We start from the raw sequence: 26,812 nt of genomic DNA, 5'->3' as shown, positions 1-26,812 counted from the left end.
CCCACATTTGGTTCTGTGTTGTGTCAGATATTATTGCGCGTCAAACGCCTGCCCATTGATCCCCGCACTGTCCGGCCCCATCAGGTACAAATACACCGGCATGATCTCTTCCGGCGCAGGCCGTTCCAACGGGTTTTCCCCCGGATACGCCTGTGCCCGCATGCTGGTGCGCGTACCGCCCGGGTTGATGCTGTTAGCGCGTACCGCCGCCACGTCTTCGAGCTCGTCGGCCAAGGTCTGCATCAGGCCCTCAGTGGCAAACTTCGACACACCGTAAGCCCCCCAATACGCCCGGCCTTTACGCCCGACGCTGCTGGAGGTGAACACCACCGCCGCATCCTGGGACAGCTTCAGCAGCGGCAGTAGGGTGCTGGTCAGCATGAACATCGCGTTGACGTTCACGTGCATCACGCGCATGAAGTTCTCACCGGACAACTGCTCGATCGGCGTGCGTGGGCCGATGATCGACGCGTTGTGCAGCAGGCCGTCGAGGTGGCCGAATTCTTTCTCGATCATCGCGGCCAGCTCATCGTATTGATGGGGCAGGGCAGTCTCCAGGTTGAACGGAATCACCACCGGTTGCGGGTGGCCCGCGGCTTCGATTTCGTCGTAGACCTGTGCCAGGTTGGCCTCGGTCTTGCCCAGCAGCAGCACGGTCGCGCCATGGGCGGCGTAGGTTTTTGCCGCCGCCGCGCCAATCCCGCGACCGGCGCCGGTCACCAGGATTATCCGGCCTTTGAGCAGTTCTGGACGTGCGGAGTAATCAAACATAAATAGCCTCGACAGAATTCAAGGTGATACAGCTCTCAATGTGGAATCCAATTCCTGTGGGAGCTGGCTTCAGTGTTTGCAGGAGCGGCAAACAATCAGCAACTGCACAGCGCGTTATCCAGCACCTTGCGCAGCTCCAGCGGGTGATCCACCACGACATCGGCGCCCCAATGACGCGGGTTGTCGTCCGGGTGGATGTAGCCGTAAGTGACCGCCGCCGTGCGGGTGCCGGCATCACGGCCGGATTCGATATCGCGCAGGTCATCGCCCACGAACAACACGCTGGCCGGGTCCAGGCCGAGCATCTTGCACGCCAGGATCATCGGCTCCGGGTCCGGCTTGCTGTGTTTCACATGGTCCGGGCAGATCAGCAGGGCCGAACGCTCGGCCAGGCCCAGTTGCTGCATGATCGGCTCGGCAAAGCGCAGCGGCTTGTTGGTGACCACGCCCCAGATCAGATGGGCCTTCTCGATGTCTTCGAGCAACTCGGCCATGCCATCGAACAGTTTGCTATGGATCGCGCAGCCCTTGACGTAGCGCTCGAGGAACTCCAAGCGCAATTCTTCAAAACCTGGGGATTCCGGGTCCATGGAAAAGGTCACGGCGACCATCGCCCGCGCACCGCCGGAGATTTCATCGCGGATGTGCTGGTCGTTGATCGGCGCCAGGCCGCGGTCGGCGCGCATGGCCTGGCAGATGGCGATAAAGTCCGGCGCGGTGTCCAGCAAGGTACCGTCCATATCGAAGAGAACCGCTCGCAACTTCACAGGCTTACTCCTCGCGCAGGGTCTGGATCATGTAGTTGACATCAACATCGCTGGCCAGCTTGTAGTGCTTGGTCAGCGGGTTGTAGGTCAGGCCGATGATGTCCTTGACGGTCAGCCCGGCCTGGCGGCTCCAGGCACCCAGCTCGGACGGGCGGATGAATTTCTTGAAGTCATGGGTGCCGCGCGGCAGCAGCTTCATGATGTATTCCGCGCCGATGATCGCGAACAGGTAGGCCTTGGGGTTGCGGTTGATGGTGGAGAAAAACACCTGACCGCCCGGCTTGACCATACGGAAGCACGCACGGATCACCGAGGACGGGTCCGGCACGTGCTCGAGCATCTCGAGACAGGTGACCACGTCGAACTGCTCGGGCATTTCTTCGGCCAGGTCTTCGGCGGTGATCTGACGGTATTCGACGTTGACGCCGGATTCCAGCTGGTGCAACTGGGCCACGGCCAATGGGGCTTCGCCCATGTCGATGCCCATCACGGTCGCGCCGCGCTGCGCCATGGCTTCGCTGAGGATGCCGCCGCCGCAACCTACATCCAGAACCTTCTTGCCGGCCAGGTTGACGCGCTCGTCAATCCAGTTGACGCGCAGCGGGTTGATGTCGTGCAGGGGTTTGAACTCGCTCTCGCGGTCCCACCAGCGGTGAGCCAGGGCTTCGAATTTGGCGATTTCGGCGTGGTCGACGTTGCTCATGGTGAATCCTCTAAATCTGATAAATCGGTTGGCCGTTTCTGAACGTCAGGGTTCAAAACCGGCGTTATTCGCTGTGCCCGCTGATGCGTTGGCCCCAGGCAATGGCCGTGGCGGTCAACTGTTGTTCATCCATGCAGGTCAATTGCCGGTCGTCGAGCAACTGCTTGCCGGCGACCCAAAGGTGTTTCACACAATCGCGTCCGGTGGCATATATAAGTTGTGAGACCGGATCGTAGATCGGTTGTTGCGCCAGCCCCGACAGATCGAAGGCGACCATATCCGCCGCCTTGCCCACTTCCAGCGAGCCAATCTCGCTTTCCAGGCCCATGGCCCGCGCGCCATTGAGCGTCGCCATGCGCAGGGCACGGTGGGCATCCAGCGCGGTGGCTGAACCGGCGACGGCCTTGGCCAGCATCGCGGCGGTGCGGGTTTCGCCCAGCAAGTCGAGGTCATTGTTGCTGGCGGCGCCATCGGTGCCGATGGCCACATTGACGCCAGCCTGCCACAACCGCTCCACCGGGCAAAAGCCGCTGGCCAGTTTCAGGTTCGATTCCGGGCAATGGATGACGCTGGTGTTGCTTTCTACCAGCAAAGCCAAGTCGTCCTCGCTGATTTGGGTCATATGAACGGCCTGGAAGCGCGGGCCCAGCAGGCCGAGTCGACCCAGGCGTGCCAGTGGGCGCTCGCCGGTCTGCTCAACCGCTTGCTGCACTTCAAAGGCGGTTTCGTGAACATGCATATGGATCGCGGCGTCCAGCTCCTCGGCGATTACCCGGATTTTTTCGAGGTTGTCGTCGCACACCGTGTAGGGCGCGTGCGGGCCGAAGGTGATTTTGATGCGTGGGTGGTGCTTGAGGTCGCCGAACAGCTCGACACCCTGGCGGATCGCCTCATCGGCGGTGCTGGCGCCGGGGATCGGGAAGTCGAGGATCGGAATCGCGATCTGCGCGCGCATGCCGCTGTTGTGCACGCAGTCACTGGCGACCTTGGGGTAGAAGTACATGTCGGAAAAGCAGGTAATGCCACCTTTGAGCTGTTCGGCGATGGCCAGGTCGGTGCCATCACGTACGAAGGCTTCATCGACCCACTTGGCTTCGGCGGGCCAGATGTGTTTTTCCAGCCAGGTCATCAGTGGCAAATCGTCGGCCAGGCCGCGAAACAGGCTCATCGCCGCATGCCCGTGGGCGTTGATCAGGCCGGGGCTGAGCAGCATGCCCGGCAGTTCGCGCACCTCAACGGCCGAAAGCTTCAAGGCCGCGGCCCGTGGCCCGATAAAGGCAATGCGCCCATCGCGGATGCCCAGACCATGCTCCTTGAACACCACGCCGGCAGGTTCGACAGGTACCAGCCAGGTTGGCAGCAACAACAAGTCGAGCGGGGCGGCAGTGGCGGTCATCGCAGGCTTCTTCCCAGGCAGCTATAAAAGAAGGGCGAAGTATACCCGAGCGTCCTGGCTGGCGGATCGCTATAATCGGCGGCTTTGTTCATGAGTGCGGAGTAAGGGATGCGCGATCGACTGTTGGCAGCGGAGAAAGTGAAGGCCATCGATTGGCGTGATGGCGCGCTGTACCTGCTCGACCAGCGTGCCTTGCCGTCCCGGGAAAGCTGGGTGGCCTGCGTTACGGTCGATGAGGTGGCTGCAGCCATTCGCTCGATGGTGGTACGCGGTGCGCCGGCTATTGGTATCAGTGCCGCGTATGGCTTGGTGCTGGCGGCCCGCGAGCGCATCGCCGAAGGCGGTGATTGGCAGGCCGCCTGGGAAGAAGACTACGCATTGTTAGCCGATACCCGATCGACCGCGTCGAATCTGTTCTGGGCACTGAAGCGCATGCGCGACCGCCTGGACCGCGTCAAGAAGCACGCCGATCCGCTGGCGGTGCTGGAAGCCGAGGCGATTGCGATCCACGAAAGCGACCGTGAAGCCAACCTGACCATGGCCCAGCTGGGCGTTGAGCTGATCCGCAAGCACCAGGGCAATGCCCAGGCAATCCTCACCCATGGCAACGCTGGCGCCCTGGCGACCGGTGGTGTCGGTACGGCCCTTGGCGTGATTCGTGCGGCCTATCTGGAAGGCATGGTCGAACAGGTTTACGCCAATGAAACCCGGCCCTGGCTGCAAGGCTCGCGCCTGACCGCCTGGGAGCTGGCGGGCGAGGGCATCCCGGTGACGGTGAATGCCGACTCGGCCGGTGCACATATCCTGAAGACCAAAGGCGTGACCTGGGTAATCGTCGGTGCCGACTGCATCGCCGCCAATGGTGATGTGATCGGCAAGATCGGCACCTACCAGCTGGCCGTGTGTGCGATGCACCACGGTGTGCGTTTCATGGTGGTGGCACCGAGTTCGACGCTGGACATGATGATGGCCACTGGCGATGACGTTGCGCTGGAAGAGCGTGATGCGGATGAGCTGCTGGAAGTTGCGGGTCAGCGTTTCGCGGCCGATGTGACGGCTTACAACCCGGTGTTTGATGTGACGCCGGCTGATTTGATCGATGTGATCGTGACCGAGAAAGGCGTCGTTGAGCGGCCGGATACGGCCAAATTGGCCAAGTTGATGTGCCGTAAGCGGTTGCATTGAGGGCTTTGGCGCCTGTCCGATTGCTATCGCAGGCAAGCCAGCTCCCACCTTGGATAATGGTCACAGATCTAAGTGTGGGAGCTGGCTTGCCTGCGATTGGCCATTTAAGTCAATAAAATCCTTGGATCCACGCTCGAAAAATAGCACCACCCCACTTCTGAGCCCCTCTCGTCCCCCTCAAGCCTGTCATCCGTCAACTTACTATGCTCCATGCGCATCAGGGGGATAGGTGCGTGGCGGCGATTGTGATAACATCCGGCGGTTTCCAGGGCTGCCCCAAGGGGTGGCCTATAACGTGCAGATCCGTGTCATAACTCGTTGATTTGTCGTAAGTCGTTGTCAGGCACTCTGCCGGCAGCGGCGAGCTTCGTTCGTCCCATATGGATGTGACGAGGTTTCACCCGAAAAAGGAATCAGGCTTCTCATGGGCGAACTGGCCAAAGAAATCCTCCCGGTCAATATCGAAGACGAGCTGAAACAGTCCTACCTCGACTACGCGATGAGCGTAATTGTCGGTCGGGCACTGCCTGATGCGCGCGATGGCTTGAAGCCCGTGCACCGGCGTGTGCTGTTCGCGATGAGCGAGCTGGGTAACGACTGGAACAAGCCGTACAAGAAATCTGCCCGTGTTGTCGGTGACGTGATCGGTAAGTATCACCCTCACGGCGACACTGCGGTGTACGACACCATCGTTCGGATGGCCCAGCCGTTTTCCCTGCGCTACCTGCTGGTAGACGGCCAGGGTAACTTCGGTTCGGTCGACGGCGACAACGCCGCGGCCATGCGATACACCGAAGTGCGCATGACCAAGCTGGCACACGAGCTGCTGGCCGACCTGCATAAAGAAACCGTGGACTGGGTGCCGAACTACGACGGCACCGAAATGATCCCGGCGGTCATGCCAACCCGTATTCCCAACCTGCTGGTCAACGGTTCCAGCGGTATTGCCGTGGGCATGGCCACCAACATCCCGCCGCATAACCTCGGTGAAGTCATCGACGGTTGCCTGGCGCTTATCGACAACCCTGAGTTGACCGTCGATGAGCTGATGCAATACATCCCCGGTCCGGACTTCCCGACCGCCGCGATCATTAACGGTCGCGCCGGCATCATCGAAGCCTACCGCACCGGTCGCGGCCGCATTTACATGCGCGCCCGCTCGATGATCGAAGACATCGACAAAGTCGGTGGCCGCCAGCAGATCGTCATCACCGAACTCCCGTACCAGCTGAACAAGGCGCGTCTGATCGAGAAGATCGCCGAGCTGGTCAAAGAGAAGAAGCTTGAAGGCATCACCGAACTGCGCGACGAGTCCGACAAAGACGGTATGCGCGTAGTGATCGAGCTGCGTCGTGGCGAAGTGCCTGAGGTGATCCTCAACAACCTTTACGCCCAGACCCAGCTGCAAAGCGTATTTGGTATCAACGTAGTTGCACTGATCGACGGTCGCCCGCGCATCCTGAACCTCAAGGATCTGCTGGAAGCGTTTGTCCGTCACCGCCGCGAAGTCGTTACCCGCCGTACCGTATTCGAACTGCGCAAGGCCCGCGAGCGCGGCCACATCCTGGAAGGCCAGGCTGTTGCGCTGTCGAACATCGACCCGGTCATCGCCCTGATCAAAGCCTCGCCGACCCCGTCGGAAGCTAAAGAAGCACTGATCAAGATGCCGTGGGAATCCAGCGCCGTAGTGGCGATGGTTGAGCGCGCCGGCGCCGATTCGTGCCGCCCTGAGACCCTGGACCCGCAATACGGTCTGCGCGACGGCAAGTATTTTCTGTCGCCGGAACAGGCCCAGGCCATCCTCGAACTGCGCCTGCACCGCCTGACCGGTCTGGAGCACGAGAAGCTGCTGGCCGAGTACCAGGAGATTCTCAACCAGATCGGCGAGCTGATCCGCATCCTCAACAGCGCCGTGCGCCTGATGGAAGTGATCCGCGAAGAGCTGGAAGTGATCCGCGCCGAATACGGTGATGTGCGCCGCACCGAGATCCTCGATGCACGCCTCGACCTGACCCTGGGTGACATGATCCCGGAAGAAGAGCGCGTCGTGACCATCTCCCACAGTGGCTACGCCAAAACCCAGCCATTGGCTGCGTACCAGGCCCAGCGTCGTGGTGGTAAAGGTAAGTCGGCTACCGGCGTCAAGGATGAGGACTACATCGCTCACCTGCTGGTCGCCAACAGCCACACCACGCTGTTGCTGTTCTCCAGCAAAGGCAAAGTGTACTGGCTGAAAACCTACGAAATTCCGGAAGCCTCCCGCGCCGCCCGTGGTCGCCCACTGGTCAACCTGCTGCCGCTGGACAGTGATGAATACATCACCACCATGCTGCCGGTCGAGGAATACACCGAAGGTCACTTCATCTTCATGGCGACCGCCAAGGGCACCGTGAAGAAGACCCCGCTGGAATCCTTCAGCCGTCAACGCAGTGTGGGCCTGATCGCCCTGGAACTGGATGAAGGCGACGTACTGATCTCCGCGGCCATCACCGATGGCGAGCGTGAAGTCATGCTGTTCTCCGACGGCGGTAAGGTAACACGCTTCAAGGAATCCGACGTTCGCGCCATGGGCCGTACCGCTCGCGGTGTGCGCGGCATGCGCCTGCCGGAAGGGCAGAAGCTGATTTCGATGCTGATCCCGGAAGAAGGCAGCCAGATCCTCACCGCTTCCGAGCGTGGTTATGGCAAGCGTACCGCTATCAGCGAGTTCCCGGAGTACAAGCGTGGCGGCCAAGGCGTGATCGCCATGGTCAGCAACGACCGCAACGGCCGTCTGGTCGGCGCAGTCCAGGTGCTCGATGGCGAGGAAATCATGCTGATTTCCGACCAGGGCACCCTGGTACGTACCCGTGTGGCTGAAGTGTCGAGCCTGGGCCGTAACACCCAGGGCGTGACCTTGATCAAGCTGGCCAAGGACGAAAAACTGGTCGGCCTGGAGCGTGTCCAGGAGCCGTCGGAAGTGGAAGGCGAAGAGCTGGAAGGCGACGAGCTTGAAGGTGAAGGCTTCGATGGCGAGGTGATCGCAGCCGGCGATGACAACGTCGACGAGCCAACCCTCGATGCAGCCGCAGACGAAGAAGAACCGCAGGAATAAGCGGACACACAGGGGGCGGATGAAGATTCGCCCCCTTGTTGTTTGTCCCTTATGAAATACACGACCTTTGTCCGGACGCGGCTCATGTGGGAGCTGGCTTGCCTGCGATAGCATCACCGAGGTATCACTGAGCTACCGAGGTGCGTGTATCGCAGGCAAGCCAGCTCCCACAAGGGTTCGCGCCACAGAAAGGTTGTTGCCGAACATGATTGCAGCCCCACCAGATCAGAGTGAGATTGGATGTGAGCAAGAGAGCCTATAACTTCTGTGCCGGTCCCGCGGCGCTTCCTGAAGCAGTCCTGCAGCGTGCGCAGGGTGAACTCCTCGACTGGCATGGAAAAGGCCTCTCCGTGATGGAAATGAGCCATCGCAGCGATGAGTTCGTGTCCATCGCCACCAAGGCCGAGCAGGACCTGCGCGACTTGCTGGGCATCCCATCCGACTACAAAGTGCTGTTCCTGCAAGGCGGCGCCAGCCAGCAATTCGCCCAGATCCCGCTGAACCTGCTGCCGGAAGACGGCACTGCCGACTATATCGACACCGGTATCTGGGGCCAGAAGGCGATTGAGGAGGCCTCGCGTTACGGTCACGTCAATGTGGCGGGCACCGCCAAGCCCTACGACTACTTCGCGATTCCCGGTCAGAACGAGTGGAAGCTGTCGAAGGACGCTGCCTACGTGCACTACGTGCAGAACGAGACCATCGGCGGCCTGGAGTTCGACTGGGTGCCGGAAGTGGGTGACGTGCCGCTGGTGTGCGACATGTCTTCGGACATCCTCTCGCGCCCGATCGATGTGTCCAGGTACGGCATGATCTACGCCGGCGCGCAAAAGAACATCGGCCCGAGCGGCATCGTGGTCAACATCATCCGCGAAGACCTGCTCGGCCGTGCCCGTTCGCTGTGCCCGACCATGCTCAACTACAAGGTCGCGGCGGATAATGGCTCGATGTACAACACCCCGCCAGCGTTCGCCTGGTACCTGTCTGGCCTGGTTTTCGAATGGCTGAAAGAGCAGGGCGGTGTGGCAGCCATGGGCAAGCGCAACGAAGAGAAGAAGCGCACCCTGTACGACTTCATCGACGCCAGCGGCCTCTACAGCAACCCGATCAACCTCACTGATCGCTCGTGGATGAACGTGCCGTTCCGCCTGGCGGACGACCGTCTGGACAAACCGTTCCTGGCCGGTGCCGACGAGCGCGGCCTGCTGAACCTTAAGGGCCACCGTTCGGTCGGTGGCATGCGCGCCTCCATCTACAACGCTGTCGACATCAACGCGATCAACGCGCTGGTTGCCTACATGGCAGCGTTCGAAAAGGAACACGGCTAATGTCTGAGCAAGAACTCAAGGCCCTGCGTGTACGCATTGACAGCCTGGACGAGAAAGTCCTGGAGCTGATCAGTGAGCGCGCGCGGTGCGCGCAGGAAGTGGCACGGGTGAAAATGGCGTCCCTGGCAGAAGGCGAAGTGCCGGTGTTCTACCGGCCTGAGCGTGAAGCCCAGGTGCTCAAGCGTGTGATGGAGCGCAACAAGGGCCCGTTGGGCAATGAAGAGATGGCGCGGTTGTTCCGTGAAATCATGTCGTCATGCCTGGCGCTGGAGCAACCGCTGAAAGTGGCGTACCTCGGCCCGGAAGGCACCTTCACGCAAGCGGCGGCCATGAAACACTTCGGCCACGCGGTGATCAGCAAGCCGATGGCTGCGATCGACGAAGTGTTCCGTGAAGTGGCGGCCGGTGCGGTGAATTTTGGCGTGGTCCCGGTGGAAAACTCCACCGAAGGCGCGGTCAACCACACCCTGGACAGCTTCCTCGAGCACGACATGGTGATCTGCGGCGAAGTCGAGCTGCGTATCCACCACCATCTGCTGGTGGGCGAGAGCACCAAGACCGACAGTATCAGCCGCATTTATTCTCACGCCCAGTCCCTGGCGCAGTGCCGCAAGTGGCTGGACGCGCATTACCCGAATGTTGAGCGCGTGGCAGTCTCCAGCAATGCCGAAGCCGCCAAGCGGGTCAAGGGTGAGTGGAACTCGGCGGCCATCGCCGGTGATATGGCGGCGGGCCTGTATGGCCTGACGCGCCTGGCCGAAAAAATCGAGGACCGCCCGGACAACTCCACGCGTTTCCTGATGATTGGCAGCCAGGAAGTGCCGCCGACCGGCGACGACAAGACCTCGATCATCGTCTCCATGAGCAACAAGCCCGGCGCGCTGCATGAGCTGCTGGTGCCGTTCCACGACAACGGGATTGACCTGACGCGCATCGAGACTCGTCCTTCGCGCAGCGGTAAATGGACTTACGTGTTCTTTATCGACTTCATCGGCCATCACCGCGACCCACTGGTCAAGGGCGTGCTCGAGAAAATCAGTCAGGAAGCCGTGGCACTCAAGGTGCTGGGCTCTTACCCGAAAGCGGTTTTGTGAGGCGTTAACATGAGTGGCAATTTTCTCGCCCAGGCTCAGCCGGGCGTGCAACAACTGTCGCCTTACGTTCCGGGCAAGCCTGTGGACGAGTTGGCGCGTGAGTTGAATCTGGATCCTTCCAAAATCGTCAAATTGGCGAGTAACGAAAATCCGCTGGGCCCGAGCCCTAACGTGCTCGCGGCGATTCGCGAAGAGCTGGCGGAGCTGACGCGTTATCCCGACGGCAATGGCTTTGCGCTTAAGTCGCTGTTGGCGCAGAAGTGCCGCGTCGAGCTGAACCAGGTGACGTTGGGCAACGGTTCCAATGACATTCTCGAGCTGGTCGGCCGTGCCTACCTGGCGCCGGGCCTGAATGCGGTGTTCAGCGAGCACGCGTTCGCGGTGTATCCAATTGTCACGCAGGCTGTTGGCGCTGATGCGCGCATCATTCCTGCGAAGGACTGGGGCCACGACCTGCCGGCCATGTTGGCGGCCATCGACGCCCAGACCCGCGTGGTGTTTATTGCCAACCCGAACAACCCGACCGGTACCTGGTTTGATGCTCAAGCGCTGAACGACTTCCTGCAAGACGTGCCTGAGCACGTACTGGTGGTGCTGGACGAAGCCTACATCGAATACGCCGAAGGCAGCGACTTGCCGGACGGCCTGGACTTTCTGGCGGCCTACCCGAACCTGCTGGTATCGCGCACGTTCTCCAAGGCCTATGGCCTGGCGTCGTTGCGGGTCGGCTACGGTCTGTCCACTGCGGTGGTTGCCGATGTGCTGAACCGCGTACGCCAACCGTTCAACGTCAACAGCCTCGCGCTGGCCGCGGCCTGTGCGGCGGTTAAGGATACCGAGTACCTGGAAGAGAGCCGTCGCGTCAACGAAAGCGGCATGCTGCAATTGCAGGCAGACTTTCGTGAGATGGGCCTGGGCTGGATTCCGTCCAAGGGCAACTTCATCTGTGTCGACCTTGGCCAAGTGGCTGCCCCGGTGTTCCAGGGGTTGTTGCGCGAAGGCGTGATCGTGCGTCCGGTGGCCAACTACGGCATGCCGAATCACCTGCGTATCACCATCGGTTTGCCGGCTGAAAACAGCCGCTTCCTGGAAGCGCTGGCCAAGGTTCTGGCCCGTGGTTGATGTCACCGCATTGCAACCTGCTGTGCCTATGATCGGTCGCCTGGTGGTGGTCGGTCTGGGCTTGATCGGCGGCTCCTTCGCCAAAGGCCTGCGTGAAAGCGGGCTGTGTGGCGAAGTAGTCGGTGTGGACCTTGACCCCAAATCGCGTCAGTTGGCGGTTGAGTTGGGGGTGGTGGATCGCTGTGAAGCGGACCTGGCGCTTGCGTGCCGTGGCGCTGACGTGATCCAGCTCGCGGTGCCAATCCTGGCCATGGAGAAATTGCTCGGCGTGTTGGCCGGCATGGACCTCGGCCAGGCGATCCTGACGGACGTCGGCAGTGCCAAGGGCAATGTGGTGCGCGCGGCGCAACAGGCGTTTGGCGGCATGCCGGCGCGGTTCGTGCCGGGCCATCCGATTGCCGGTTCGGAGCAGAGTGGGGTAGAGGCGTCGAATGCGCAGCTGTTCCGTCGCCACAAAGTCATCCTCACACCGCTGGAGCAAACCGACCCCGCTGCATTGGCGGTGGTGGATCGTCTGTGGCGTGAGCTGGGCGCGGATGTCGAGCACATGCAGGTTGAGCGTCACGACGAGGTGCTGGCGGCGACCAGTCACTTGCCGCATTTGTTGGCATTTGGCCTGGTGGACTCCCTGGCCAAGCGCAACGAGAACCTCGAGATATTCCGTTATGCCGCCGGCGGCTTCCGTGACTTCACGCGGATTGCCGGCAGCGACCCGGTGATGTGGCACGACATCTTCCTTGCCAATCGCGAAGCGGTGTTGCGCACCCTGGACACCTTCCGCAGTGATCTCGACGCCTTGCGTGATGCTGTCGACGCGGGGGACGGCCATCAATTATTGGGCGTGTTCACCCGTGCACGGGTGGCGCGTGAGCATTTCAGCAAGATCCTGGCTCGCCGGGCCTATATGGAAACCGCTGTGAGCGCTGATGAACTGACCTTTCTCGCCAGCCCGGGGGGCCGCTTGAGCGGGCGCATTCGGGTGCCGGGCGACAAGTCGATCTCCCATCGGTCGATCATGCTCGGTTCGTTGGCTGAAGGTGTGACCGAGGTCGACGGTTTCCTCGAGGGCGAAGACGCCCTGGCGACCTTGCAGGCGTTTCGCGACATGGGCGTGGTGATTGAAGGCCCGCACCATGGGCGTGTGACCATTCATGGCGTGGGTTTACATGGCTTGAAACCGGCGCCGGGGCCGATTTACCTCGGTAACTCTGGCACCTCCATGCGCCTGCTGTCCGGCTTGCTGGCAGCGCAGAGCTTTGACAGCGTGCTGACGGGCGACGCGTCCCTGTCCAAGCGCCCGATGAGTCGCGTGGCCAAGCCGCTACGGGAAATGGGCGCGGTGATCGAGACCGGGCCGGAAGGGCGTCCGCCGCTGACCATCCGTGGTGGCCAGTCGTTGAAGGGCGTGGCGTATGACATGCCGATGGCCAGCGCCCAGGTCAAATCCTGCCTGTTGTTGGCGGGTTTGTATGCCGAGGGCAAGACCGCGGTGACCGAGCCGGCACCGACCCGTGACCACACCGAACGTATGTTGCGCGGCTTTGGTTATCCGGTGGCGGTGCAGGGCGCGACGGCTTCGGTTGAGTCGGGGCATTCGTTGACGGCTACCCATATAGAAGTGCCGGGGGATATCTCTTCTTCTGCGTTCTTCCTAGTGGCTGCGTCGATTGCCGAGGGCTCCGAGTTGTTGCTGGAGCATGTCGGTGTCAATCCGACGCGTACCGGCGTGATCGACATCCTGCGGCTGATGGGCGCAGATATAACGCTGGAAAACCTGCGCGAAGTCGGCGGTGAGCCTGTCGCGGACCTGCGGGTGCGCGCGGCGGCGCTGAAGGGGATCGAGATTCCCGACGCGCTGGTGCCGTTGGCAATCGATGAGTTTCCGGTGCTGTTCGTCGCGGCGGCCTGTGCCGAGGGGCGCACGGTGTTGCGCGGAGCTGAGGAGCTGCGCGTGAAGGAGTCTGACCGTATCCAGGTGATGGCCGATGGTCTATTGGCGCTGGGGGTGAAGTGTGAACCGACCCCCGATGGGATTATCATTGACGGTGGCCTGATGGGGGGTGGCGAAGTGCATGCCCATGGCGATCACCGCATCGCCATGGCGTTCAGTGTGGCTTCCCTAAGGGCGGCGGCGCCGATTCGTATCCGCGACTGCGCCAATGTTGCTACGTCTTTTCCGAATTTTCTTACACTGTGTGCCCAAGTCGGCATCCGTGTTGCCCAAGAGGCTCAATTGTGAATATCAAAGCACCGGTGATTACCATCGACGGGCCAAGCGGTTCGGGCAAAGGCACGATAGCCGGCATCCTGGCCAAGCGCCTGGGTTGGTGCCTGCTGGATTCCGGCGCGCTTTACCGCCTGTTGGCGTTTGCCGCTCGCAACCATGGCGTCGACCTGACCAACGAAGAATCCCTGAAGCTGCTGGCCGCACATTTGGATGTGCAGTTCGTCGGCGCGACGGAAGGTCATCCCCAGCGCATCATCCTCGAAGGCGATGATGTGACCGATGATCTGCGCAACGAACAAGTCGGCTCCTGGGCGTCCCAGGTCGCCGCGCTGCCTGCGGTGCGTGACGCTTTGCTGCAGCGTCAGCGGGCGTTTCAGGAACCGCCGGGCTTGGTGGCCGATGGCCGCGACATGGGCACCGTGGTATTTCCAGAGGCGCCGTTAAAGATTTTCCTGACCGCCAGTGCCGAGGAGCGGGCTCGCCGCCGTTACTTGCAGTTGAAGGGCAAAGTCGATGGTGTTAGTCTGTCGAGTCTGCTAGATGAGATCCGTGCACGCGATGAGCGTGATACCCAGCGCGCAGTAGCCCCGCTAAAGCCGGCGGCTGATGCCATACAGCTGGATTCCACGGAGTTGTCCATTGAGCAGGTGCTGGAACGCATCATGAGCGAGATCGCTATTCGCGATATCGCCGGGTGACCAAGAAGGCCGCAGGGGACCAGTCATAGTCCTGTGGTGCTTCTTTTAATTGAAACTGACCCACACCGTCTGGGGTGTGGAGATGGGCGTATTCTTCGCCCTTATCAACAGGAATTAAAATGAGCGAAAGCTTTGCGGAACTCTTTGAAGAAAGCCTAAAAACCCTGAACCTTCAGGCAGGCTCCATCATCACCGGTGTTATCGTTGATATCGATTACCAAGCTCGCTGGGTAACCGTTCACGCTGGTCTGAAGTCTGAAGCTCTGATCCCGCTGGAACAGTTCTACAACGATGCTGGCGATCTGACAATCAATGTCGGTGACGAAGTTCACGTTGCTCTGGACTCGGTTGAAGACGGTTTCGGTGAAACCAAGCTGTCCCGTGAAAAAGCCAAGCGCGCTGAATGCTGGATTGTTCTCGAAGCAGCCTTCGCAGCTGAAGAAGTGGTCAAGGGCGTTATCAACGGTAAGGTTAAAGGCGGCTTCACTGTCGACGTTAACGGCATCCGTGCGTTCCTGCCAGGTTCTTTGGTCGACGTTCGTCCTGTGCGCGACACCACGCACCTGGAAGGCAAAGAACTCGAATTCAAGGTCATCAAACTCGACCAGAAACGCAACAACGTTGTCGTTTCCCGTCGCAGCGTCCTGGAAGCAGAGAACTCCGCCGAGCGTGAAGCTCTGCTGGAATCCCTGCAGGAAGGCCAACAAGTCAAAGGTATCGTCAAGAACCTCACCGATTACGGCGCATTCGTCGATCTGGGTGGCGTCGATGGCCTGCTGCACATTACCGACATGGCTTGGAAGCGTATCAAGCATCCTTCCGAAATCGTCAACGTTGGCGACGAGATCGATGTCAAGGTTCTGAAATACGATCGCGAACGCAACCGTGTTTCCCTGGGCCTGAAGCAACTGGGTGAAGATCCATGGGTCGCTATCAAAGCCCGTTACCCAGAAAGCACTCGCGTTACCGCGCGTGTTACCAACCTGACCGACTACGGCTGCTTCGCTGAGCTGGAAGAAGGCGTGGAAGGCCTGGTACACGTTTCCGAAATGGACTGGACCAACAAAAACATCCACCCTTCGAAAGTCGTACAAGTCGGCGACGAAGTGGAAGTTATGGTTCTGGACATCGACGAAGAGCGTCGTCGTATCTCCCTCGGCATCAAGCAGTGCAAATCTAACCCATGGGAAGATTTCTCTGGCCAGTTCAACAAGGGCGATAAAATCTCCGGCACCATCAAGTCGATCACCGATTTCGGTATCTTCATTGGTCTGGACGGCGGCATCGACGGCCTGGTTCACCTGTCCGACATCTCCTGGAACGAAGTGGGCGAAGAAGCTGTTCGTCGTTTCAAGAAGGGCGACGAGCTGGACACCGTTATCCTGTCGGTTGACCCAGAGCGCGAGCGCATCTCCCTGGGCATCAAGCAACTGGAAAGCGACCCGTTCTCTGAATACGTTCAGGACAACGACAAAGGCGCAATCGTTAAAGGCATCGTGAAAGAAGTTGACGCTAAAGGCGCCATCATCACTCTGGCCGACGATATCGAAGCGACTCTGAAAGCCTCCGAAATCAGCCGTGACCGCGTTGAAGACGCGCGCAACGTTCTGAAAGAAGGCCAGGAAGTAGAAGCCAAGATCATCAGCGTTGACCGCAAGAGCCGCGTAATCCAGCTCTCCATCAAGTCGAAAGACGATGCTGAAGAGAAAGAAGCCATCCAAAGCTTGAAAGACAAGCCTTCGGATAGCATCGCTGCTGGTCCTACCACTCTGGGCGACCTGTTGCGTGCACAAATGGAAAAACAGAACTAAGTTCTGTCAGACCATAGAAAAAGGGCGACTTCGGTCGCCCTTTTTTGTGCCTGAAATTCGTTGAATCAACACCGAGAACCAAGATGCACAGCTCAGTGTCAGAACTGACTATAGTCTTACGAAAAAGTGGTTTCCGTGTTGCGACTTCAATAAGGATTTGAATGAACAGGCTTATCTTGATATTCGCAGTGGTAATGCTTGCAGGCTGCACCGCCACCAGCGCCAAGACCCACGCCAAGCGAGGCGTCAGCGGCATCGAGATCGATTGCTCGGGCCTGGGCAACAACTGGAGCAAGTGCGACAAGCGCGCGGCCAGAGAGTGCAAGATGCAGGGCTACAAGGTCATCACCAAGTCCAGCGACGCCAAGGACGAAGAGGGCGACTATCCATTCGGCTGGAACCCCGCCGGCGCGGTAACGCGTACGATGTTGGTGATCTGCAATTGAGTGCGAGGTCTATCCGCAACAGGTGTTTATTCAGTCCACAGATAAGTTTATGCATGGGCTGTTCAAATTCATCAAGTCATGCTAAAACCTTCGAAGCGCTTTTCCTAGCTGCTTGAAAAAGAAGGGAAAATATGACCAAGTCGGAATTGATCGAACGCATCGTCACCCATCAGGGCCTGCTCTCGCCTAAGGACGTCGAGTTGGCCATCAAGACCATGCTTGAGCAGATGTCCCAATGCCTGGCCACCGGCGATCGCATCGAGATTCGCGGTTTTGGCAGCTTCTCTCTACACTACCGCGCGCCCCGCGTAGGGCGTAACCCGAAAACCGGCCAGTCCGTTAGCCTGGACGGCAAATTTGTGCCTCATTTCAAGCCGGGGAAGGAGTTGCGGGATCGGGTGAATGAGGATGAGGAAGATGTCGTCTGAGTTTTGTGGATTCGGGAGAGAGCTATGCGTAGGGCCAAAAGCTTCGCATTAATTGTTACAGCGTCACTCATCGCTCTTTTTGTGCTGGCCTTTGTGCTGGAAAACCAGAGGAGCGCTTCACTGGCGTTTTTTGGTTGGTCTACAGCCGAGCTTCCTATTTCGGTGTTTGTGACGTTGGCATTAATACTCGGGCTGCTTGTTGGGCCTGTGCTTGCGCTATTGGTAGGTCGCAAGGCGCCTCACTATAAAGGTTAAGCTGGTTGGCACGCCGTAGCCTTCTCTGCGGAAGGTGGGCTGGGTGACGCAGCTATCGGAATCCCGGCAACCGTCTGTGCTCATCCCCCCCCAATGCCGGTTACATCCTCATGAGACGGTTCAGGCGTGCCTCTGCACGTCAATTATCTGCGTTCGCTTTTGACATTGAGAATGCAGCGCTTAAAATGGGTTCCATTTTAAAATCCCTCATTTTTAAATGCACCACGTAAAGCTGGTTTTCAGGCTGTAGGCAAGCTAACTCCGACCTCCTCCTTGCATATCTTCATCGCTGACCATGTCGTGCGGGTTAGTAGATCGATGGGATGGTAGGTTATGAGGTGACTGACCAGCTACAAGCTTGTTGTGCCGTGCGCGTTGCTTTAGGACTCATTATGTTTAGCGGAAAAACACTTCTTATCACCGGTGGCACTGGCTCATTCGGCAACGCAGTACTCAAGCGTTTCCTCGACAGCGATATCGCTGAAATCCGCATCTTCAGTCGAGACGAGAAGAAGCAGGATGATATGCGCAAGCGTTACGCCAATGCCAAGCTGAAATTCTATATCGGTGACGTGCGTGATTATCAGAGCGTACTCAACGCCACCCGTGGTGTGGATTACATCTTTCATGCCGCCGCGCTCAAGCAGGTTCCATCCTGCGAGTTTCACCCGATGGAAGCGGTTAAAACGAACGTTATCGGTACCGAAAACGTTCTTGAAGCTGCGATCCAGAACGCAGTCAAGCGCGTAGTCTGCTTGAGCACCGACAAGGCTGTGTATCCTATCAATGCCATGGGTATTTCCAAGGCAATGATGGAAAAAGTGATGGTGGCCAAGTCCCGCAATGTGGATGATCAGAAAACCGTCATCTGCGGCACTCGCTATGGCAATGTCATGGCTTCGCGTGGCTCTGTCATTCCGCTCTTCATCGAGCAGATTCGTGCAGGGCAAGCGTTGACTCTGACTGATCCAAACATGAGTCGGTTCATGATGACGCTAGCGGATGCCGTCGATCTGGTGTTGTACGCCTTCGAAAACGGTCGCAACGGTGACTTGTTCGTGCAAAAGGCTCCAGCCGCGACGGTTCAGACCCTGGCCAAGGCGTTGACCGCCATGGTGGGCAAGCCTGAGCACCCGATTCAAGTGATCGGTACGCGTCACGGCGAGAAGCTTTTCGAGGCGCTGTTGAGTCGTGAGGAGATGGCGTGTGCCGAAGACAAGGGTGATTATTATCGAGTGCCGCCTGATCTACGCGACTTGAACTACTCCAAGTTTGTGGAGCAAGGTGAAGAGAAAATTTCCCGTACGGAAGATTACAATTCCCACAATACGGAACGACTGGATGTGGCTGGTATGCAACGCCTCTTGCTCAAGCTTGAGTTTATGCAGGCGATTCAGCGTGGCGAACACGCAACGCCCGAGGAGTAAGTGATGAAGGTATTGATCACCGGCGCCAATGGCTTCGTCGGTAAGAACCTGATTGCGCACCTCAAGGAGCGCAAGGATGTAGAGGTCGTCTCTTTTACTCGGGAAAACAGTACCACCGACTTAGCGGCGCAACTGATCGATTGTGACTTTGTGTTTCATCTAGCTGGTGTTAATCGGCCGCAATCACCCGAAGAATTCAAAGTCGGAAATACCGATCTGACGTTTGCGCTCTGTCAAGCGATCGAGGCAAGCGGTAGGCACATACCTGTGCTTTATACCTCGTCCACCCAGGCCGATCGTGATAACCCCTACGGTGTCAGCAAATTGGCGGCCGAGCAGGCATTGCTTGATCTACGGTCCAGCCAAGGTTCCAGGGTAGAGATTTTGCGCTTGCCCAATGTATTTGGTAAGTGGGCGCGTCCTGATTACAACTCTGCCGTCGCCACTTTTTGCCACAACATCACCCGTGGCTTGCCCATTCAAGTCAATGATCGGGAGGCTGTGATCAACTTGGTCTACATCGACGATGTCGTCGATTGTTTCATCAAGGTCATGGACGCTGCGGCGTCCACAGGCGCTGATGCGCGAGTACAGCCGGTATACAGCATCACTGTCGGTGAGCTGGTGGATCAGTTGTGTGCATTCCGTGAGAGTCGTGACACGTTGATTAGTGAAGCGGTTGGTACAGGGCTGGTGCGTGCGCTCTATTCTACCTACGTCAGTTATTTGCCTGTCGAGCAGTTCACTTATGAGGTGCAAAAGCACGGTGATCCGCGTGGTGTTTTTGTCGAGATGCTGAAGACCAAGGACAGTGGCCAGTTCTCTTATTTCACGTCCCATCCAGGTATCACTCGCGGTGGACATTACCACCACAGCAAAACTGAAAAGTTCCTGGTGATCAAAGGCAACGCCTGCTTTCGCTTTCGGCATATCGTTTCTGGCGAGTTTTACGAGTTGTACACCGATGGCGAGAGGCCACAGGTCGTAGAAACGGTGCCTGGCTGGACGCACGATATTACAAACGTTGGTGCCGACGAGATGGTTGTCATGTTGTGGGCTAACGAGATCTTTGATCGCGAACGGCCGGATACTTTTGCAATGTCGGTTGGAACTCAAGCCTGATCTATAAGGTGCCTGAGGCCGCGATTTCGGTCGATAATTCCGATGTTAATGATTCTGGAAAGAGTATTTAGATGAAAAAGTTGAAAGTTGTCACGGTCGTGGGCACTCGTCCGGAAATCATTCGCTTGTCGCGGGTGATCGCCAAGCTGGACGAGCATTGTGAACACATCCTGGTGCACACAGGGCAGAACTATGATTACGAACTGAACGAGATTTTTTTCCAGGATCTCGGTATTCGCAAGCCGGACCACTTTCTCAACGCGGCGGGTTCCAGCGGTGCGCAGACCATCGGCAACGTGATCATTGCTGTTGATCGCGTGCTGGAAGAAACGAAGCCAGAAGCCTTGTTGGTGCTCGGTGACACCAACAGCTGCATGGCGGTCATTCCGGCCAAGCGTCTAAAGATTCCTACATTTCATATGGAAGCCGGCAATCGTTGTTTCGATATGCGCGTTCCAGAAGAGATCAATCGTCGTATCGTTGACCACACAGCAGACATTAATCTGACCTATAGCAGTATCGCGCGTGATTACTTGCTACGCGAAGGCCTGTCCCCGGACATGGTGATCAAGACTGGCAGCCCGATGTATGAAGTGCTCAACTACTACCGTGAAGGTATTGATGCTTCGGATGTTTTGGAGCGACTAGGTCTTGAGGCCGGAAAGTTTTTTGTCGTGAGTGCCCATCGTGAGGAGAATATCGATTCCGATAAAAATTTCCTCAAATTGGTGGAGGTGCTTAATACCGTTGCGGCCCATTATGACTTCCCGGTAATTGTAAGTACGCATCCACGTACCCAAAAGCGTGTAGATGCCATGGGTGTGGTCTTCCACAAAAATGTGCAACTGCTCAAGCCTCTTGGCTTCAAAGATTACAACAAGCTGCAACTGACGTCCAAAGCTGCGCTTTCGGACAGCGGTACGATCAATGAGGAGTCTTCAATCCTCAACTTCCCCGCACTGAACATGCGTGAAGCCCACGAGCGTCCAGAAGGGATGGAAGAGGCCGCTGTCATGATGGTCGGCCTGGAAGTTGAGCGTGTCATGCAGGGTTTGCAATTGCTGGAAAGCCAAGCCAGTGGCCAGGAACGCACGCTGCGCCTAGTCGCAGACTACAGCATGCCGAATGTCTCCGAGAAGGTCGCGAGGATCATCCACAGCTATCGCGACTACGTCATGCGTACTGTATGGAAGCAATACTGATTGGATAGGCTCATTCAGGAACGCCCGCTCAAGGTTTTGGTGGTCACCCAGTATTTTTGGCCCGAAAACATGCGCATCAACAACATGGTCGAGGGGTTTGTCGCCAAAGGCCATAACGTCACGGTGCTCACGGGGCAACCCAACTATCCGGAAGGGCAGGTCTATACCGATTACCTGCGTGATCCTGCACTGTTCTCTCGATATCAGGGTGCGGGTGTCATTCGAGTGCCGATGTTAGCGCGAGGCAAGCGGAGTATTACGCTTGCCTTGAATTACCTCTCGTTTTTTTCTAGTGCTTCAACGTTCGGTTGCTACAAGTTACGGGGGCAGTCTTTCGACGCCATTTTCGTATATGGCGTATCGCCTATTATGGCGGCGATTCCAGCATTGGTACTAGGGCGTTTGAAAAACGCCCCGGTATTCGTTTGGATCCTGGATTTGTGGCCGGAAACCTTGAATGCGGTGGGGGTAGTCAAGAACCCGAAGTTGCTTGGTTTGGTCGGGAAAATGGTGTCCTGGATCTACAATCGCGCCGATTATCTATTGCTACAGTCGCGCTCCTTTGACAAGGATGTAAAGAAATACTGCACTCGTTCGATTGCCCCAGATCGACTGGTGTATTTTCCAAGCTGGGCCGAGGACGACTTTTCTAGCGATGTTCAGGCGGCTTCTGACTTGCTGACCCGCGACGAGTCAGTCTTCACCATCCTCTTCGCCGGGAACATCGGTGAGGCTCAGGACTTTCCAGTCATAATGGAAGCCGCAAAAGCAATCAAGACTGAATTGCTCGTGCGCTGGGTGATCGTCGGGAATGGCCGGGCCGCTGAGTGGTTAACCAAACATGTAGCGGAACACCAGTTGGATAACGTTCTGCTGCTGGGACGGCATCCGCTGGAAAAGATGCCTGCACTTTTCGCTACGGCAGACGCGCTGTTGGTGTCATTGAAGACAAATGAAGTCTTCGGAAAAACCATTCCGGGCAAGGTTCAAGCGTACCTAGCATCAGGAAAGCCCGTCATCGCCATGATCGACGGTGAGGCTGCTCGGGTTGTTGTCGAGTCGGCCGCAGGTATGGCCTGTGCTTCCGGCGATGCCACGGGACTGGCCGAGATCGTACGTGCCATGAGCGCATTGCCTGCGTCTGAGCTTGAGGCGATGGGTGAGTCTGGCAGGCGTTACTACCTTGAGCACTTTTCAAAGACGACATTGTTTGAACGCCTTGAGATGCTTTTCAGGAAAGGTACCTTGAGGCGAAGTGAAAGATGATGACCTAGATGTTGTCCAGCCTGGTGCTCCAGCATTTCTGCACGTACTAAAGTGACAAGTAATTGTAATAAATAGCTAAATAGTCTTCGAAAAATCTTATCAGCTTGATAGGCGCTGTGGTGCATGTTGAGCCTTTCTTGCCCGCATTTTGTTTCAGGAACCTAATCTTACATGACCCTCTGGTTGGTATTCGCGGCGGTGCTAATAGCGTCGCTTCTGTTGACTTGGGTACTACGCCGCTATGCCTTGGCGCGTAGCCTGATGGACATACCCAACGGACGCAGCTCCCACACCGTACCGACGCCGCGAGGTGGCGGCGTTGCTATCGTTTTGACGTATTTGGCAGCAATAGGCTTGATGGCTTGCGCCGGGTCGATCAGTTGGGAGACTACTTGGCCATTGCTGGGGAGCGGAGCACTGATTGCTGTTGTCGGCTTCCTTGATGATCATGGCCACATCGCTGCCCGCTGGCGCTTACTGGCGCATTTTGTTGCGGCAGGTTGGGCGCTTTTCTGGATGGGAGGCTTGCCCGTTATCGAGGTGCTGGGGGTTGATCTGGACCTCGGCTGGCTTGGGCATTTGTTGGCCGTTATGTACTTGGTCTGGATGCTCAACTTGTATAACTTCATGGATGGAATCGATGGGATTGCGAGCGTCGAAGCAGTCTGCGCCTGCCTGGGCGCCTGCCTTGTGTACTGGCTGACGGGGCATCAGGCAATCATGCTGGGGCCCTTACTGCTCGCAGTCTCTGTGTTCGGGTTCTTGTATTGGAATTTCCCGCCGGCGCGCATTTTCATGGGAGACGCAGGAAGCGGATTTCTTGGTATTTCGATTGGCGTGCTTTCATTGCAGGCGGCATGGGTAGCGAGAGAGCTGCTTTGGGTCTGGCTGATTTTGCTGGGCGTATTTATTGTTGATGCGACCTTTACCCTAGGACGGCGTTTGCTGCGGGGGGATAAGGTCTACGAGGCGCATCGCAGTCATGCCTACCAGTACGCATCACGTCAGGCAGGGCGACATTTGCCCGTGACGCTGCTGGTGGCAGCCATCAACGTGTTTTGGCTGCTGCCTATTGGCATCTGCGTCGGATTAGGCTTCGATGGCGTCTTGGGGCTGCTGCTGGCGTATGCTCCACTTGTACTGCTGGCTATCAAGTTTCATGCTGGTGAGCTGGAAAAAATCGGATAATTTGTTGGTGGCATCGTTGGAACATCACACGAAGCACAACATGGAACTGCCGTTTTTTCTGGCGGTACTAAGGACTGAGGTATAAAAGGGTTTATGGATAATCTACGCACGCGCCTGGTGGGCTTGCCACGTAGGAAAAAACGCATTTTGCAAGTTGCCACCGATATTGTGCTCGTATGGGTGGCGCTATGGCTCGCGTTTGTCGTTCGTTTGGGATTTGATGATCTGAACAGCCCATTTGTCGTCCATTTGTGGCTGTTCCTCTGTGCGCCGGTTATCGCTATTCCACTTTTTATCAATTTCGGCATGTACCGTGCCGTCCTGCGCTATTTCGGAAATGACGCGTTAATTGCCATCATCAAGGCGGTTAGCCTGTCAGCTTTGTTGTTAGCGTTAGTCGTATACCTTTATAGCAATCATCAAACAGTTGTTCCTCGTTCGATTGTTTTCAATTATTGGTGGCTGAGCATGGTCATCATTGGCGGCTTGCGCCTAGGTATGCGTCAGTATTTTCTTGGCGACTGGTTTGCCGCTACCCAACACGTGCCTTTTACTAATCGCGATGATGGTCTACCAAAGGTGGTTGTTTACGGCGCCGGTGCGGCTGGTAATCAACTGGTGGCGGCCTTGCGCATGGGTAAACTGATGCGCCCGGTAGCATTTATTGATGACGACAACAGTATTGCTGATCGCGTGATTTCCGGTCTGCAGGTGTATAAGCCAAAACATATCCAGCGAATGATCGACGAGACCGGTGCTGAGGAACTGCTGCTGGCGATTCCCTCATCTACTAGGGCGCGTCGCAGGGAAATACTGGGGTACCTTGAAGGCTATCCGCTGCACGTGCGCAGCGTCCCAGGGTTCATGGACTTGGCGAGTGGTCGAGTCAAGGTGGATGATATTCAGGAAGTAGATATTGCCGACCTGCTGGGGCGGGATCCTGTGCCGGCTCAGTATGAGCTATTGGAACGATGCATCAGGCAACGCGTGGTGATGGTAACGGGGGCAGGCGGCTCTATTGGCTCAGAACTCTGCCGTCAGATATTAATGCTTGGGCCGACGACTTTGCTGTTGTTTGATCATGCTGAATACAATTTGTACTGCATTCTGTCCGAGCTCGAGCAGCGGGTTCAGTCGGAAGCCCTGAACGTAAATCTGTTGCCTATTCTTGGTTCCGTGCGGCATCAGGACAGGTTACTTGAGGTCATGAAGGCCTGGTCCGTCAATACGGTCTATCACGCAGCTGCCTATAAACATGTGCCCATGGTTGAGCATAATATTGCCGAGGGCATTCTCAATAATGTGATCGGCACACTTAATACGGCTCAAGCCTCCTTGCAGGCAGGCGTCGAAAACTTCGTACTTATTTCAACCGACAAGGCTGTACGGCCGACCAATGTCATGGGCAGTACCAAGCGTCTTGCGGAGCTGGTGTTACAAGCATTGAGCAAAGAGCTGGCTCCGGTTCTATTCGGCGATGCATCGAAAATCTCTCACGTCAACAAAACTCGTTTCACCATGGTTCGCTTTGGCAATGTACTGGGCTCGTCAGGCTCGGTTATTCCTTTATTTCACAAGCAGATCCAGGCGGGGGGGCCATTGACCGTCACGCACCCCAAGATCACACGTTACTTTATGACCATACCCGAGGCTGCCCAGTTGGTGATTCAGGCGGGTTCTTTAGGTCTGGGCGGAGATGTGTTCGTGCTTGATATGGGCGAACCTGTAAAGATCGTTGAGCTCGCTGAAAAGATGGTTCATCTGTCGGGCTTGAGTGTCCGCTCAGATAAAAACCCACATGGAGATATCCTGATAAATTTCACTGGGTTACGTCCGGGTGAAAAGCTTTATGAGGAGTTGTTGATAGGTGACAACGTCGTAGCCACGAGCCACCCGATGATTATGCGAGCAAGTGAGGAGTTTTTAACGTGGGATGTTCTAAAAGTAAGGTTACAAGCATTGTTGGCCGGCGTTGAAGAGAACGATTACGTGCTCGTCAGACAAATTTTGAAAAGCACCGTAAGCGGCTACAGCCCGGAAGGCGAGATAGTTGATTGGATGCACACTCAGCGCCGCTGTGATGCTGAGTTGTCCATTCGCTCTCCGTCAGGTTGATTGCTGATAGAGCCGCAAGCACGTTCAGCGTTAGGGCCATACACAGCAAAGCTGTAGTCACGGGTAGGAGAGGGCTGCCAAGTAACTCATAAACACCTCGCTGCCACATTCGTGAGCCGGAACACGGCCTTTGATAGCTTTCTCCTTGGAAGCTCTGCTCACTCCGAGCTCATATTCGGATCGGTCAAATTCAATACCTCATCAGATGGAAAGTATCCGCTCCACGAACCCCACATTCCAAACGAATAGCTGACAGCTGATGCTGTGCTCCCGATTTCCCTCAGGAGTAAGCGCCTGGGCAACCCGCCTTGTAAAGTGCGCGCTGAGGATGGGTACATTTCCTTCCAAATGGCAGTGTCACACGAGTGGTGTATGTAGTGGTCTAATGAAACCGGACACCCATTTAGGCGAGAATGCTCGCCAAATCGAGGTGTCAGATGACCAAACAACGCCGTTCCTTTTCTGCTGAATTCAAACGCGAGGCTGCTGACCTCGTACTCAAGCAAAACTACAGCTACATCGAAGCCAGCCGCTCACTTGGCATTGGTGAATCGTAAGCGATCCACCAAGCACACCTACAATCAGGTACGGTTTCCGTTTGCCGTGGCATTTCCGGTGAGCAGTTCGGTAATCCCCCCATTCCTAAAACTCACCAGAAGTAGACCTCAGGCCACCAGGGCCAACTTCTGTTTTGGGGTAATGCCGCCGAGGGCCATATTCGGGCGCTCGTGATTGTATGTCCAGATCCAGTTCGTACCATAGTCCTGAACTTCGGCTATCGACTCAAACAAGTAATGTCCCAGCCAGTCATAGCGCACAGTCCGGTTATAACGTTCAACGTAAGCATTCTGCTGTGGATTACCTGGTTGAATAAAGTCCAAGCGGATGCCTCGTTTCTTCGTAAGCGATCCACCATGTACACATTCAAAACTGCCCGTTGAAGCCTGATGCTGTGCTCCCGATTCCCATCAGGAGCCCGCAGTTATGATGCGCCCCGACGCCAAAGTTGAAAAAGTCTACCTCTACCCCAGGCCTGTCGACTTCCGAAAATCCATCGACGGCCTCGCCGCCTTGGTCGAATTGGATATCAAAGTGGCGGTGTTCGACCCCGTGCTTTTTGTTTTTCTGAATCGCCCCCGTAATCGGGTGAAAATACTTTATTGGGAG

22 protein-coding genes and 2 pseudogenes are annotated in these 26,812 nt (G+C 57.2%); 19 read left to right on the top strand and 5 right to left on the bottom strand.

What is annotated here, in order from left to right:
• Positions 1-30: 30 nt before the first annotated feature.
• From AACY30_RS11145 to AACY30_RS11130, 4 genes are all read right to left on the bottom strand, one after another.
• Entirely contained in the window at positions 31-771 is a 741-nt protein-coding gene (locus AACY30_RS11145) for a YciK family oxidoreductase (protein WP_339540310.1), read from the bottom strand.
• Between the two features lie 95 nt (positions 772-866).
• Positions 867-1,538 (bottom strand): N-acetylmuramic acid 6-phosphate phosphatase MupP, encoded by a 672-nt coding sequence (gene mupP / locus AACY30_RS11140; protein WP_339428404.1) that lies wholly within the window; start codon positions 1,536-1,538, stop codon positions 867-869.
• A 4-nt stretch (positions 1,539-1,542) separates the two neighbouring features.
• Positions 1,543-2,241 (bottom strand): bifunctional 2-polyprenyl-6-hydroxyphenol methylase/3-demethylubiquinol 3-O-methyltransferase UbiG, encoded by a 699-nt coding sequence (gene ubiG, locus AACY30_RS11135; RefSeq protein ID WP_017734479.1) that lies wholly within the window; start codon positions 2,239-2,241, stop codon positions 1,543-1,545.
• 64 nt (positions 2,242-2,305) lie between these two features.
• Positions 2,306-3,637, bottom strand: coding sequence for a TRZ/ATZ family hydrolase (locus AACY30_RS11130; RefSeq protein ID WP_339414826.1), 1,332 nt, complete (start codon positions 3,635-3,637; stop codon positions 2,306-2,308).
• 108 nt (positions 3,638-3,745) lie between these two features.
• Here AACY30_RS11130 and mtnA point away from each other — a divergent pair, with 108 nt between their 5' ends.
• The 18 genes and pseudogenes from mtnA to AACY30_RS11040 all read left to right on the top strand — a co-directional run.
• Positions 3,746-4,822 carry an S-methyl-5-thioribose-1-phosphate isomerase gene (gene mtnA, locus AACY30_RS11125; RefSeq protein ID WP_339540309.1) on the top strand — a complete coding sequence of 359 codons (1,077 nt, stop codon included), beginning with the start codon at positions 3,746-3,748 and terminating at the stop codon, positions 4,820-4,822.
• 424 nt (positions 4,823-5,246) lie between these two features.
• A complete protein-coding gene (gene gyrA, locus AACY30_RS11120; RefSeq protein WP_339471898.1) occupies positions 5,247-7,916 on the top strand; it encodes a DNA gyrase subunit A in 2,670 nt (889 codons plus the stop codon).
• Positions 7,917-8,158: 242 nt separating this feature from the next.
• Positions 8,159-9,244 (top strand): 3-phosphoserine/phosphohydroxythreonine transaminase, encoded by a 1,086-nt coding sequence (serC, locus tag AACY30_RS11115; RefSeq protein WP_339471896.1) that lies wholly within the window; start codon positions 8,159-8,161, stop codon positions 9,242-9,244.
• Positions 9,244-10,338, top strand: a complete 1,095-nt coding sequence (gene pheA / locus AACY30_RS11110; RefSeq protein WP_053132458.1) for a prephenate dehydratase — start codon at positions 9,244-9,246, stop codon at positions 10,336-10,338. The genes serC and pheA overlap by 1 nt, the downstream gene beginning before the upstream one ends.
• Positions 10,339-10,347: 9 nt before the next feature.
• On the top strand, positions 10,348-11,460 hold the full coding sequence (gene hisC, locus AACY30_RS11105) for a histidinol-phosphate transaminase (RefSeq protein ID WP_339540308.1): 1,113 nt from the start codon (positions 10,348-10,350) through the stop codon (positions 11,458-11,460).
• A gap of 28 nt (positions 11,461-11,488) precedes the next feature.
• Positions 11,489-13,699: a bifunctional prephenate dehydrogenase/3-phosphoshikimate 1-carboxyvinyltransferase gene (locus AACY30_RS11100; RefSeq protein WP_339540436.1), complete on the top strand. Its 2,211-nt coding sequence runs from the start codon at positions 11,489-11,491 to the stop codon at positions 13,697-13,699.
• Positions 13,696-14,385, top strand: coding sequence for a (d)CMP kinase (cmk, locus tag AACY30_RS11095; protein ID WP_012722932.1), 690 nt, complete (start codon positions 13,696-13,698; stop codon positions 14,383-14,385). Before AACY30_RS11100 ends, cmk begins: the two co-directional genes overlap by 4 nt.
• A gap of 119 nt (positions 14,386-14,504) precedes the next feature.
• On the top strand, positions 14,505-16,196 hold the full coding sequence (rpsA, locus tag AACY30_RS11090) for a 30S ribosomal protein S1 (RefSeq protein ID WP_012722933.1): 1,692 nt from the start codon (positions 14,505-14,507) through the stop codon (positions 16,194-16,196).
• Positions 16,197-16,357: 161 nt separating this feature from the next.
• Positions 16,358-16,642, top strand: a complete 285-nt coding sequence (locus AACY30_RS11085; RefSeq protein ID WP_049709364.1) for a hypothetical protein — start codon at positions 16,358-16,360, stop codon at positions 16,640-16,642.
• Positions 16,643-16,773: 131 nt separating this feature from the next.
• Positions 16,774-17,070: an integration host factor subunit beta gene (gene ihfB, locus AACY30_RS11080; protein WP_339540307.1), complete on the top strand. Its 297-nt coding sequence runs from the start codon at positions 16,774-16,776 to the stop codon at positions 17,068-17,070.
• A 24-nt stretch (positions 17,071-17,094) separates the two neighbouring features.
• The gene (locus AACY30_RS11075) at positions 17,095-17,325 is read left to right on the top strand and encodes a hypothetical protein (RefSeq protein WP_339540306.1); all 231 of its coding nucleotides are present in this window, start codon (positions 17,095-17,097) and stop codon (positions 17,323-17,325) included.
• A gap of 392 nt (positions 17,326-17,717) precedes the next feature.
• Positions 17,718-18,752, top strand: coding sequence for a polysaccharide biosynthesis protein (locus AACY30_RS11070; protein WP_339540435.1), 1,035 nt, complete (start codon positions 17,718-17,720; stop codon positions 18,750-18,752).
• 3 nt (positions 18,753-18,755) lie between these two features.
• Positions 18,756-19,874, top strand: a complete 1,119-nt coding sequence (gene wbjC / locus AACY30_RS11065) for a UDP-2-acetamido-2,6-beta-L-arabino-hexul-4-ose reductase (protein WP_339540305.1) — start codon at positions 18,756-18,758, stop codon at positions 19,872-19,874.
• A gap of 71 nt (positions 19,875-19,945) precedes the next feature.
• Complete coding sequence (gene wecB, locus AACY30_RS11060) at positions 19,946-21,076, top strand: non-hydrolyzing UDP-N-acetylglucosamine 2-epimerase (RefSeq protein ID WP_339540304.1); 1,131 nt, start codon at positions 19,946-19,948, stop codon at positions 21,074-21,076.
• A 12-nt stretch (positions 21,077-21,088) separates the two neighbouring features.
• Complete coding sequence (locus AACY30_RS11055; protein ID WP_339540434.1) at positions 21,089-22,342, top strand: glycosyltransferase family 4 protein; 1,254 nt, start codon at positions 21,089-21,091, stop codon at positions 22,340-22,342.
• Positions 22,343-22,513: 171 nt separating this feature from the next.
• Positions 22,514-23,530 (top strand): MraY family glycosyltransferase, encoded by a 1,017-nt coding sequence (locus AACY30_RS11050; RefSeq protein ID WP_339540303.1) that lies wholly within the window; start codon positions 22,514-22,516, stop codon positions 23,528-23,530.
• Between the two features lie 93 nt (positions 23,531-23,623).
• Positions 23,624-25,645 carry a polysaccharide biosynthesis protein gene (locus tag AACY30_RS11045; RefSeq protein WP_339540302.1) on the top strand — a complete coding sequence of 674 codons (2,022 nt, stop codon included), beginning with the start codon at positions 23,624-23,626 and terminating at the stop codon, positions 25,643-25,645.
• A gap of 437 nt (positions 25,646-26,082) precedes the next feature.
• Positions 26,083-26,199: pseudogene (locus AACY30_RS11040) on the top strand (transposase); the annotation flags it as partial.
• A 111-nt stretch (positions 26,200-26,310) separates the two neighbouring features.
• Here the strand turns inward: AACY30_RS11040 and AACY30_RS11035 are convergent.
• Positions 26,311-26,544: pseudogene (locus tag AACY30_RS11035) on the bottom strand (integrase core domain-containing protein); the annotation flags it as partial.
• Between the two features lie 85 nt (positions 26,545-26,629).
• Between AACY30_RS11035 and tnpB the strand changes: the two are divergent.
• A partial coding sequence (gene tnpB, locus AACY30_RS11030) for an IS66 family insertion sequence element accessory protein TnpB (protein WP_339540301.1) occupies positions 26,630-26,812 on the top strand: 183 nt, incomplete at its 3' end.

This window comes from Pseudomonas sp. RA_5y_Pfl1_P24 (assembly GCF_963970945.1).
GTDB lineage: Bacteria > Pseudomonadota > Gammaproteobacteria > Pseudomonadales > Pseudomonadaceae > Aquipseudomonas > Aquipseudomonas tritici.
Note: the sequence above shows the minus strand (reverse complement) of the source record. Positions and strands in the feature narration are given on the sequence as shown.